Source organism: Rhodococcus sp. BS-15, from assembly GCF_000813105.1.
Lineage (GTDB): Bacteria > Actinomycetota > Actinomycetes > Mycobacteriales > Mycobacteriaceae > Rhodococcoides.
Genome location: NZ_BAOX01000182.1, coordinates 1 through 10,083, shown reverse-complemented (window position 1 = coordinate 10,083; position 10,083 = coordinate 1). Strand labels below are relative to the sequence as shown.

The window sequence follows — 10,083 nt, the reverse complement described above, 5'->3', positions numbered from 1 at the left end:
CGGCGGGCCATCGCGGCGGCCAAGGCTGCAGGACTTCCGGTGCTGGCGTCGTCGGAACCGTCGTCCGACGTGGACGAGTTGGTCGCGGCGTCCGAGACGATGACGTTTCCGTTGTTCGTCAAGGCGGTCGCAGGCGGTGGCGGCCGCGGTATGCGCCGAGTGGCCGAGCCCGAGCAGCTGCGCGAATCCATCGAAGCTGCTGCGCGCGAGGCGGAATCGGCCTTCGGTGATCCGACGGTGTTCCTCGAGCAGGCCGTGATCGATCCCCGGCACATCGAGGTTCAGATCCTCGCCGACGGCCAGGGCAACGTGGTGCACTTGTTCGAGCGCGACTGCAGCGTGCAGCGTCGGCATCAGAAGGTCATCGAGCTCGCTCCGGCTCCGAATCTGCCCGAAGGACTGCGTGAGAAGATCTGCGCCGACGCCGTCGCGTTCGCGAAGGAGATCGACTACTCGTGTGCCGGTACCGTCGAGTTCCTGCTCGACACCCGTGGCAATCACGTCTTCATCGAGATGAATCCGCGAATCCAGGTGGAGCACACCGTCACCGAAGAGGTGACCGATGTGGATCTGGTGCAGTCCCAGCTGCGGATCGCCTCGGGAGAGACGCTCGCGGATCTGGGTCTGCAGCAGGAGAACATCGTGCTGCGCGGTGCGGCTCTGCAGTGTCGCATCACCACCGAGGATCCGGCGAACGGATTCCGGCCCGATGTCGGACGCATCACCGCGTACCGCACGCCGGGCGGTGCCGGAGTACGCCTCGACGGCGGAACCACGCTGGGCGCCGAGGTCGGTGCCTACTTCGACTCCATGCTCGTCAAGCTCACCTGCCGCGGCCGCGACTTCGACACCGCCGTGGCTCGTGCTCGACGAGCCTTGGCGGAGTTCAGGATTCGCGGTGTCGCCACGAATATTCCGTTCCTGCAAGCGGTTCTGGTCGATCCCGACTTCACCGCAGGCCGCGTCACCACCTCGTTCATCGAGGAGCGCCCCGAACTGCTCACCTCGCGTTCCTCGGGCGACCGCGGCACGAAGATTCTCGCCTACCTGGCCGACGTGACGGTCAACAAGCCGCACGGCGAGCGTCCGTCCCCGGTGTACCCGCACGACAAGCTCCCCGCGGTGGACTTCTCGGCTCCGATTCCCGATGGTTCGAGGCAGCGTCTGCTGGCGCTCGGACCCGAAGCTTCGCCCGCGATCTGCGCAACCAGAAGGCCCTCGGCGTCACCGACACCACGTTCCGTGACGCACATCAGTCGTTGCTGGCGACGCGAGTGAGGACGAGCGGACTGCTCGGTGTCGCCCCGTACGTGGCGCGCACGACGCCCCAGTTGCTCTCCATCGAGGCGTGGGGCGGTGCCACCTACGACGTGGCGCTGCGATTCCTGCACGAGGATCCGTGGGAGCGACTGGCGAGCCTGCGAGAGGCCGTGCCGAACATCGCAATTCAGATGTTGTTGCGCGGCAGGAACACCGTCGGCTACACCCCGTATCCGGAGAAGGTGACCCGCAGCTTCGTTGCCGAGGCCACCGACACCGGCATCGACATCTTCCGTATCTTCGACGCGCTCAACAACGTCGATCAGATGCGTCCGGCCATCGATGCCGTCCGCGAGACCGGCACGGCGCTCGCCGAGGTGGCACTGAGCTACACGGGGGATCTGTCGAACCCGAACGAGAACCTCTACACGCTCGACTACTACCTGAAGCTGGCCGAGCAGATAGTCGACGCAGGCGCGCACGTGCTCGCCATCAAGGACATGGCCGGACTGCTCCGCGCACCTGCAGCCAAGACGCTGGTGACGGCACTGCGCTCGAACTTCGATCTGCCCGTGCACGTACACACGCACGACACACCCGGTGGACAGCTCGCGACGTACCTCGCGGCCTGGGAGGCCGGGGGCGGACGCCGTCGACGGTGCCAGCGCGGCGATGGCAGGCACCACCAGCCAGCCTGCGTTGTCCGCGATCGTCGCTGCTGCCGCACACACCGAGCGCGACACGGGTCTGAATCTGCAGGCCGTCTGCGACCTCGAGCCCTACTGGGAAGCCGTGCGAAAGGTGTACGCGCCGTTCGAGTCCGGGCTGCCGGCACCGACGGGTCGTGTCTACACCCACGAGATCCCCGGTGGACAGCTCTCGAACCTACGGCAGCAGGCCATTTCGCTCGGGCTCGGTGATCGGTTCGAGACCGTCGAGGCCAATTACGCTGCAGCCGACCGCATGTTGGGCCGTTTGACCAAGGTGACGCCGAGCTCGAAGGTCGTCGGCGACCTGGCTCTGGCTCTGGTCGGTGCAGGCGCGTCCGCCGAGGAATTCGCCGAGAATCCAGGTCGCTACGACATCCCCGATTCGGTGATCGGATTTCTGCGCGGCGATCTCGGTACGCCTGCGGGTGGATGGCCGGAACCGTTGCGCACGAAAGCGCTGGAGGGTCGCGGCGAGGGCAAGCCGGTGACACCGTTGACCGACGAGGACGAGAAGAACCTCGACGGCACCTCCGCTCAGCGCCGCGAGACTCTCAACCGTCTGCTGTTCCCCGGTCCCACAGCCGAACTCGCTGCTCACCGCGAGAAGTACGGCGATACGACGCGGCTGTCGGCCAATCAGTTCTTCTACGGGCTGCGGCAGGGCGAGGAGCATCGAGTGGCCCTGGAGAAGGGCGTCGAACTGCTGATCGGGCTCGAGGCCATCTCCGATCCCGACGAGCGTGGCATGCGCACCGTGATGTGCATTCTCAACGGACAGCTGCGGCCGGTGTCGGTGCGCGACCGCTCCATCTCCAGCGAAGCCCCCACCGTCGAGAAGGCGGACCGATCGAACTCCGGGCACATCCCGGCACCGTTCGCCGGCGTCGTCACACTGTCCGTCGAAGAGGGACAGAAGATCTCGGCCGGAGACACCATCGCCACCATCGAGGCGATGAAGATGGAGGCTGCCATCACCGCTCCTCGCGGCGGCACCGTGACACGCTTGGCGATCTCGGGTGTGCAGCAGGTCGAGGGCGGCGATCTGCTCGTCGTCATCGGTGGGGGGTCGACGGGCGAAGAGGCCGGCAGCGAATGACGCGGATCGTGGCGGGTGTCGCGGGCGGCCGACGATTGTCGGTCCCCGGCCAGGGCACCCGACCCACCTCCGAGCGAGTTCGCGAAGCGCTGTTCAGCTCGCTGGAGAGTCGAATGGAACTCGACGGTGCCGCGGTGCTGGATCTGTTCGCGGGATCGGGAGCACTGGGGCTCGAGGCACTCTCGCGCGGCGCGTCGTCGGCGGTACTGGTCGAGTCCGACGCCCGAGCGGCGGCGGTGGTGCGAAAGAACATCGAGTCGGTGGGGTTGCCCGGCGCTTCGGTCCGGTGCGCCCCGGTGGCTTCGGTGCTGGCGGGGGCTGCGGATGCGGCGTACGACCTGGTGTTGGCGGACCCGCCGTATGCCGTCACCGATACGGCCGTCGCCGGTCTGTTGGACAGACTCGTCACCGGGGGATGGCTCACCCCCGATGCCGTCGTCGTCCTCGAGCGTTCGTCGCGTTCGCCGGAGACCCGATGGCCGACCGGACTGGTTCCGGAGAAGTCCAAGAAGTACGGCGAGAGTCGGATCGAGATCGCGTCACGAGTAACGAGCGAGCCCGGGATCGGCTGATAGGTTCGCGGACATGACTGGCGCACTCTGCCCTGGATCCTTCGACCCGGTGACCAACGGTCACCTCGACATCTTCGAGCGTGCCGCCGCCGCCTTCGACGAGGTGGTGGTGACGGTGATGGTGAACAAGAGCAAGAAGGGCATGTTCAGCATCGACGAGCGGATCGAGATGCTCGAGGTCGCAACGGAGCATCTGCCCAACGTCAGGATCGGTTCGTGGTACGGACTGTTGGTCGATTACGCTCGGCAAGAAGGCTTTTCGGCGATCGTCAAAGGTCTGCGCAGTGCCAACGACTTCGACTACGAGTTGCAGATGGCTCAGATGAACAGAACGTTGACCGGTGTGGACACGCTGTTTCTCCCGGCGAATCCTGCGCACAGCTTTCTGTCGAGTTCGTTGATCAAGGAGGTCGCGACCTTCGGGGGAGACGTCACCGGCATGCTGCCGCCCTTCGTTCAGGACCGCCTGCTTGCCCGTATCGCCGAGCGGGCAGCAGAGTAGTTCGAGGAGCGACACACCGAGCCGGTATAGCGCAGACGCACGCGTCGGCGGGCAGACTGAACAGCGCAGCACTGCGAGTGAAGACCGCGCAGTGGCAGATTCGACGATTGGGGTAACCGGTGTACCGCGTATTCGAGGCGCTCGACGAGCTCGTCGCCATTGTCGAGGAGGCGCGCGGCGTTCCGATGACTGCCGGGTGCGTCGTCCCTCGCGGCGATGTCCTGGAACTGCTCGACGACGTCCGCGACGCCATCCCCCGGCGAGCTGGACGACGCCCAGGACGTACTGGATCATCGCGACAAGCTCGTCGGCGATGCCAGGGCCACTGCGGAGAAGACGGTCGGCACGGCCAATGCCGAGGCCCAGGACACGGTCGAGAACGCCCGGGATTCGGCCGATCGTATTCTCGCCGACGCCAAGGCCCAAGCAGATCGCATGGTGTCCGAGGCGTCCGCGCACGCCGACCAGCTCGTGGCCGATGCCGAGGCGGAGGCCGAGCGAACGGTGCTCGAAGGCCAGCGTGAGTACGAGGGCCTGACCGTTCGCGCTCGCACCGAGGCCGACCGGATGATCGAGTCCGGCACAGCGTCGTACGAGCGGTCGGTCGCAGACGGCACCGCCGAGCAGAACCGGCTCGTCTCGGAAACCGAGGTCGTCCAGGCAGCCCACGCCGAGTCGGCTCGGGTGATCGACAGTGCGCACGCCGAATCGGATCGGATGCGCAGCGAGTGCGACGTGTACGTCGACACCAAGCTTGCCGAGTTCGAGGAGTTCCTCAGCGGCACCATTCGTTCGGTCGGCCGTGGGCGTCAGCAACTGCGAACAGGTTCCGGTGTGCCGGAATACGGCAGCGAGCCGTACGGCGAATCCGCGTACGGAAGCCCGGAGCAGGGGCGTCGCAGCCGACACTGAACGGCAGCGATTTGCCCTCGTATGCACGCATGCGTACCGTTGTGGGGTTGCTTACCGACAGTAGGCATACCGACAGTAAGGAAGAACAGCCGTGCCCCCGCCCAAGAGAACGACCCGTCCGGAACTGGACGACGGATTCGTTCTGGACATTCTCAACCTCGGTCGTCGACCCGGGTCGACGAAGGCCGTCGAGCGGACGGTTCCTGCTCCTTCCCGAATCGGCCTCGATGCCATTGCCATCGAAGCCGGTGTTCCGGTCTCGCTCGATCTGCAGTTGCAGGCGGTCTCGGAGGGCGTACTCGTCACCGGCTCCGTACGAGCAGTCACCGCCGGAGAGTGCACACGCTGCCTCGACCCGGTCGGTGGCAACGTCGACGTCTACTTGACCGAGTTGTTCGCTTACCCGAACAGCATCACCGAGGAGACCACCGATGCGGACGAGATTCACCGCATCCTCGACGACCTGATAGATCTCGAACCCGTCATTGTCGACGCGGTCGGTCTGGAGCTTCCACTCCACCCCGTGTGCAGCGACGAGTGCGAGGGATTGTGCCCAGAATGCGGCGTTCGCCTGGCGATTGCTGAATCCGGCCACAGTCACGATACAATTGATCCTCGCTGGGCTGGTCTTGCAGCCAAATTTGGCGTGGATCCAGAACCGAGCACAGAACTTGTGAACAACGAAGCCGAGGAGAAGTAAGTGGCTGTCCCGAAGCGCAAAATGTCGCGTTCCAACACGAGGTCGCGTCGTGCACAGTGGAAAACCACTGCGCCCACCCTCGTGACGTGCCCCAACCGCGGTTGCGGCGAGAAGACTCTGCCCCACATCGCGTGCCCCTCGTGCGGCACCTACAAGGGCCGCCAGGTCGTCGCAGCGGTCTGATTTCCGCTTACGTGACAAACGAAGTAGTGGATCGGCACAACAGCGGTTCACAGAAGAATAGCTCCACTGCCGCCAGCGGCGGGGACGACCGGGAGTCGCTCCTCGCCGCTATCGGTGTCTCCCTGTCCGAGCCGCTGCTGACGTTGGCTCTGACGCACCGGTCGTTCGCGTACGAGCACGGTGGTCTGCCGACCAACGAGCGCCTCGAGTTCCTGGGCGATTCCGTCCTCGGCCTTGCGGTGACCGAGCACCTCTACGCGGTGCACCCCACCAAGTCCGAGGGCCAGCTGGCCAAGATCAGGGCGAGCGTGGTCAACATGCATGCCCTGGCCGAGGTCGCGCGTGGACTCGGCGACGGCGGCCTGGGTCGCCACCTGCTGTTGGGCAAGGGCGAGGAACAGACCGGTGGACGCGACAAGCCGAGCATCCTTGCCGACGGCATGGAGTCGTTGCTGGGTGCAATCCACCTCCAGCACGGCATCGACGTCGCGCGCACCGTTGTCCTGACTCTGTTCGCAGGCCTTCTCGATCGAGCTCCCAAGCTCGGTGCAGGGCTGGACTGGAAGACGAGCCTGCAGGAATTGACCGCCGAACGTGCACTCGGCGTTCCCGCGTACGAGATCTCGTCCACCGGACCCGATCACGACAAGGAATTCACTGCCACCGTGTTGGTCGGCGGATTCCCGCGCGGCGTCGGTATCGGTCGGTCGAAGAAGGAAGCCGAACAGAAGGCCGCCAGTCTGGCGTGGAACACGCTGTCGAACAACGACACTGCGATTTCGGCCGAGTCGGCAACCGACGAATCCTGATGCCGGAACTGCCCGAGGTCGAGGTCGTCAGGCTCGGTCTGGAATCTCATGTCGTCGGCAGGACGATGCAGTCGGTCGAGGTGCTGCACCCCCGCGCCGTGCGGCGTCACGATCTCGGTGGTCTCGATCTGATCGGCCAGCTGCGCGGTCAGCGCATCTCCTCGGCTCGGCGGCGCGGGAAGTACCTGTGGCTGGTGATGGAACCCGGCGATTTCGCGACCGTCGTGCACCTGGGCATGAGCGGACAGATGCTGGTGCAGCCGCCGTCCGCCCCGGACGAGAAGCACCTGCGCATCCGGGCACGACTCGACGACGGCACCGATCTGCGCTTCGTCGATCAGCGCACCTTCGGCGGCTGGGCGCTCGCCCCGATCGTCACCGTGGACGGTACCGAGGTACCCGAACCGGTCGCACACATCGCCCGCGACCCGATCGATCCACTGTTCGACGCCGAATCGGTGGTGAACGTGTTGCGCGGCAAGCACACCGAGATCAAGCGAGCACTGCTCGATCAGACCGTGCTCTCGGGCGTGGGCAACATCTATGCCGACGAGGCTCTGTGGCGCGCGAAGATCCACGGTAATCGAATCGCGGAGACCCTGACGCGGCCGGCGCTGCGGCGTCTTCTCACCGCAGTGCACGCGGTGATGGGCGAGGCCCTGGCGCAGGGCGGAACCTCGTTCGACGCGTTGTACGTGAACGTCAACGGCCAATCCGGCTACTTCGACCGTTCCCTCGACGCCTACGGTCAGGAGGGCCTGCCCTGCTCGCGATGCGGAGCCCCGATCAGACGCGAGAAGTTCATGAATCGCAGCTCGTTCAGCTGCCCCACCTGCCAGCCGCGACCCCGCCACGTGCGCGGCTGACACTGCACAGGTCATTCCGCAGGCTCCACTCCTGTTTCAATAGACCATTCCGCGGGCTCCACTCCTGAACAGCCCGCCTAGTATTTCCGTCATGGCAGAACAGAGCACGCCGACCAACCTTTGGGTCGAGCGCACAGGCACCCGTCGCTACACCGGCCGCAGCTCCCGAGGAGCGGAAGTGCTCATCGGGTCCGAGTCGGTGGAGGGTGTCTTCACCCCCGGCGAGCTGTTGAAAATCGCACTCGCGGCCTGCACCGGCATGAGCTCGGACCTACCGCTCTCGCGTCGACTGGGCGATGACTACTCCGCCACCGTCGAGGTGTCCGGTGCCGCCGATCGCGAAAACGAGCGGTATCCGGAACTGAACGAGATTCTCCGAGTCGATCTCAGCGCGATGGACCCCGAGGCGCAGGAGCGTCTGCTCACGGTCGTCGAGCGCGCCATCGACAAGGTGTGCACCGTCGGGCGGACCCTGAAGGCCGGTACGACAATAAACCTGGACATCGACGTGGACGCCTGATGAAAGCCAGGGCAGCCGTGTAGTCACAGGTCTGCTCCTCGGCGCGGCGACCGCCCTGGCTCCCACCGCGGACGCGTCGAGCAGCTGCACTCCGTGGTCGGTGAGCACGGTGCGTCGGGATTCGGGATGCTCGAGAATCTCGAGTTCGACGGCCGCGGTTCGATGATCGTGTCCGAGACCTCGCCTGTCGGACCCGGCGCGCTGCGTACCGTGGCGCCGAACGGTGTCCGGGGCACACTCGTTGCCGACGTCGAGTCGCCGGGCGGACTGGTCCGCGACGGCGACACGCTGTATTTCACGACCGGAAACAGCGCTGCCGCAGGGCTTCTCGATACCCGATCCGGCACCGTCGACACGATCGATCTCGGTACAGGGGTCCGGTCGACGTACGCGTCGGGACTGGCGATGCCCAACGGTCTGGCGCGATCGGAGTCGGGTGATCTGTTCACCACTCGCAACCTGGGCACCCTCTCCGGCCTGACGCGCGTTGCGGTCGACGGTTCGGTGTCGACGGTGCGTACCGACCTGGGATCGGCCAACGGCATCGGCATCGGCGAGGAAAAGGTCTACGTGGCCAACACGTTCGATCTCGAGACGACGCTCACCGTGCTCGACGAGAAGGATCCGTCCGGACCATCCGCGCGTATTCGCATCGACGGTGTCGGACCGCTGGCGATGTCGGACGACCTGACCGTCGGCGACGACGGAACGGTCTATCTCGCACAGAATCTCGCCGGCAGGGTAGTCCGTATCGACCCGGAATCCGGATCGTCCTGCGTGATAGCGACCGGCGTTCCACTGACCTCGTCGGTCGCCTTCGGCGGCTCCGGATTCGACGAGGAAGCGTTGTACGCCACCAGTTTCGACGGAACCGTCCGAAAGTTGGCTCGCTCGTGAACGACGAACGGTTGACGGCGTGGGTGCACGGGCTCGTTCAGGGCGTCGGGTTCCGGTGGTGGACTCGCTCGCGCGCACTCGAACTCGGACTCGTCGGTCACGCGACCAACCACGCGGACGGACGAGTCCTGGTGATAGCGGAGGGCCCACGTGAGCGTCTCGAGGCACTCCTGGAATTACTCCGAGGCGGAAAAACCCCGGGCACGGTCACGCTGGTCGTGGAGAGTTGGGACACCGCCCGCGGAGATCTGACGGGCTTCGTCGAACGCTGATCGTCCGTTGCGGGAGGCTCGGCGCACTTTCGGGCAGCGTGCCGGTAAAGTACGGACGCTATGTATCTCAAGAGTCTGACGCTGAAGGGCTTCAAGTCCTTTGCTTCGGCGACGACTCTTCGTTTCGAGCCCGGAATCACCTGTGTCGTCGGGCCCAACGGCTCCGGCAAATCCAATGTCGTGGACGCCCTGACCTGGGTGATGGGTGAACAGGGTGCCAAGGCGTTGCGCGGCGGGAAGATGGAAGACGTCATCTTCGCGGGCACGTCGGGTAGAGCCCCGCTCGGCCGCGCCGAGGTCACTCTGACGATCGACAATTCCGACGGCGCACTGCCGATCGACTACTCCGAGGTCTCGATCACCCGGCGGATGTTCCGCGACGGCGCGGGTGAGTACGAGATCAACGGCAGTTCGTGCCGATTGATGGACGTCCAGGAACTGCTCAGCGACTCCGGTATCGGGCGCGAGATGCACGTCATCGTGGGGCAGGGCCGGCTCGCCGCGATCCTGGAATCGCGGCCCGAGGACCGGCGAGCTTCATCGAGGAAGCAGCGGGGGTGCTCAAGCACCGCAAGCGCAAGGAAAAGGCCGTCCGCAAGCTCGACGCGATGCAGGCCAACCTGGCGCGGTTGACCGACCTCACGACCGAATTGCGCCGCCAACTCAAGCCTCTCGGGAGGCAGGCCGAGGTTGCGCGTCGCGCGCAGACCGTCCAAGCCGACCTGCGCGACGCCCGGTTGCGGCTGGTGGCCGACGACCTGGTGGCCAGGCGCGAGGAGTTCGC

Annotated in this window: 9 protein-coding genes and 3 pseudogenes; all 12 read left to right on the top strand. The window is 65.7% G+C overall.

Features of this window, described 5'->3' with window-relative positions:
• Window positions 1–3,066: pseudogene (locus RHBS_RS18365) on the top strand (pyruvate carboxylase); the annotation flags it as partial.
• Window positions 3,063–3,638 (top strand): 16S rRNA (guanine(966)-N(2))-methyltransferase RsmD, encoded by a 576-nt coding sequence (gene rsmD, locus RHBS_RS18360; RefSeq protein WP_121870164.1) that lies wholly within the window; start codon window positions 3,063–3,065, stop codon window positions 3,636–3,638. The pseudogene RHBS_RS18365 and the gene rsmD, both read left to right, overlap by 4 nt.
• 13 nt (window positions 3,639–3,651) lie before the next feature.
• Entirely contained in the window at window positions 3,652–4,140 is a 489-nt protein-coding gene (coaD, locus tag RHBS_RS18355) for a pantetheine-phosphate adenylyltransferase (RefSeq protein WP_121870163.1), read from the top strand.
• Between the two features lie 119 nt (window positions 4,141–4,259).
• Window positions 4,260–5,052 (top strand): annotated as a pseudogene (locus RHBS_RS18350) (DivIVA domain-containing protein).
• Between the two features lie 91 nt (window positions 5,053–5,143).
• Entirely contained in the window at window positions 5,144–5,752 is a 609-nt protein-coding gene (locus RHBS_RS18345) for a DUF177 domain-containing protein (RefSeq protein ID WP_183130181.1), read from the top strand.
• On the top strand, window positions 5,753–5,935 hold the full coding sequence (gene rpmF / locus RHBS_RS18340) for a 50S ribosomal protein L32 (protein ID WP_032397784.1): 183 nt from the start codon (window positions 5,753–5,755) through the stop codon (window positions 5,933–5,935). It begins immediately after the preceding gene.
• A gap of 26 nt (window positions 5,936–5,961) precedes the next feature.
• The gene (gene rnc / locus RHBS_RS18335; protein ID WP_121870161.1) at window positions 5,962–6,744 is read left to right on the top strand and encodes a ribonuclease III; all 783 of its coding nucleotides are present in this window, start codon (window positions 5,962–5,964) and stop codon (window positions 6,742–6,744) included.
• Window positions 6,744–7,610, top strand: coding sequence for a bifunctional DNA-formamidopyrimidine glycosylase/DNA-(apurinic or apyrimidinic site) lyase (mutM, locus tag RHBS_RS18330; protein ID WP_121870160.1), 867 nt, complete (start codon window positions 6,744–6,746; stop codon window positions 7,608–7,610). The genes rnc and mutM overlap by 1 nt, the downstream gene beginning before the upstream one ends.
• Window positions 7,611–7,701: 91 nt before the next feature.
• Complete coding sequence (locus RHBS_RS18325; RefSeq protein ID WP_094614370.1) at window positions 7,702–8,130, top strand: OsmC family protein; 429 nt, start codon at window positions 7,702–7,704, stop codon at window positions 8,128–8,130.
• A 126-nt stretch (window positions 8,131–8,256) separates the two neighbouring features.
• Window positions 8,257–9,027: an SMP-30/gluconolactonase/LRE family protein gene (locus tag RHBS_RS18320; protein WP_237669392.1), complete on the top strand. Its 771-nt coding sequence runs from the start codon at window positions 8,257–8,259 to the stop codon at window positions 9,025–9,027.
• Window positions 9,024–9,299 (top strand): acylphosphatase, encoded by a 276-nt coding sequence (locus RHBS_RS18315; RefSeq protein ID WP_121870159.1) that lies wholly within the window; start codon window positions 9,024–9,026, stop codon window positions 9,297–9,299. Before RHBS_RS18320 ends, RHBS_RS18315 begins: the two co-directional genes overlap by 4 nt.
• Before the next feature lie 60 nt (window positions 9,300–9,359).
• Window positions 9,360–10,083: pseudogene (locus tag RHBS_RS18310) on the top strand (chromosome segregation SMC family protein); the annotation flags it as partial.

What these genes read in the sequence shown, in the direction of transcription:
- RHBS_RS18320 (WP_237669392.1), top strand. Translation starts at nt 8,257, where the DNA reads ATGCTCGAGAATCTCGAGTTCGACGGCCGCGGTTCGATGATCGTGTCC.
- rsmD (WP_121870164.1), top strand. Translation starts at nt 3,063, where the DNA reads ATGACGCGGATCGTGGCGGGTGTCGCGGGCGGCCGACGATTGTCGGTC.
- RHBS_RS18325 (WP_094614370.1), top strand. Translation starts at nt 7,702, where the DNA reads ATGGCAGAACAGAGCACGCCGACCAACCTTTGGGTCGAGCGCACAGGC.
- mutM (WP_121870160.1), top strand. Translation starts at nt 6,744, where the DNA reads ATGCCGGAACTGCCCGAGGTCGAGGTCGTCAGGCTCGGTCTGGAATCT.
- coaD (WP_121870163.1), top strand. Translation starts at nt 3,652, where the DNA reads ATGACTGGCGCACTCTGCCCTGGATCCTTCGACCCGGTGACCAACGGT.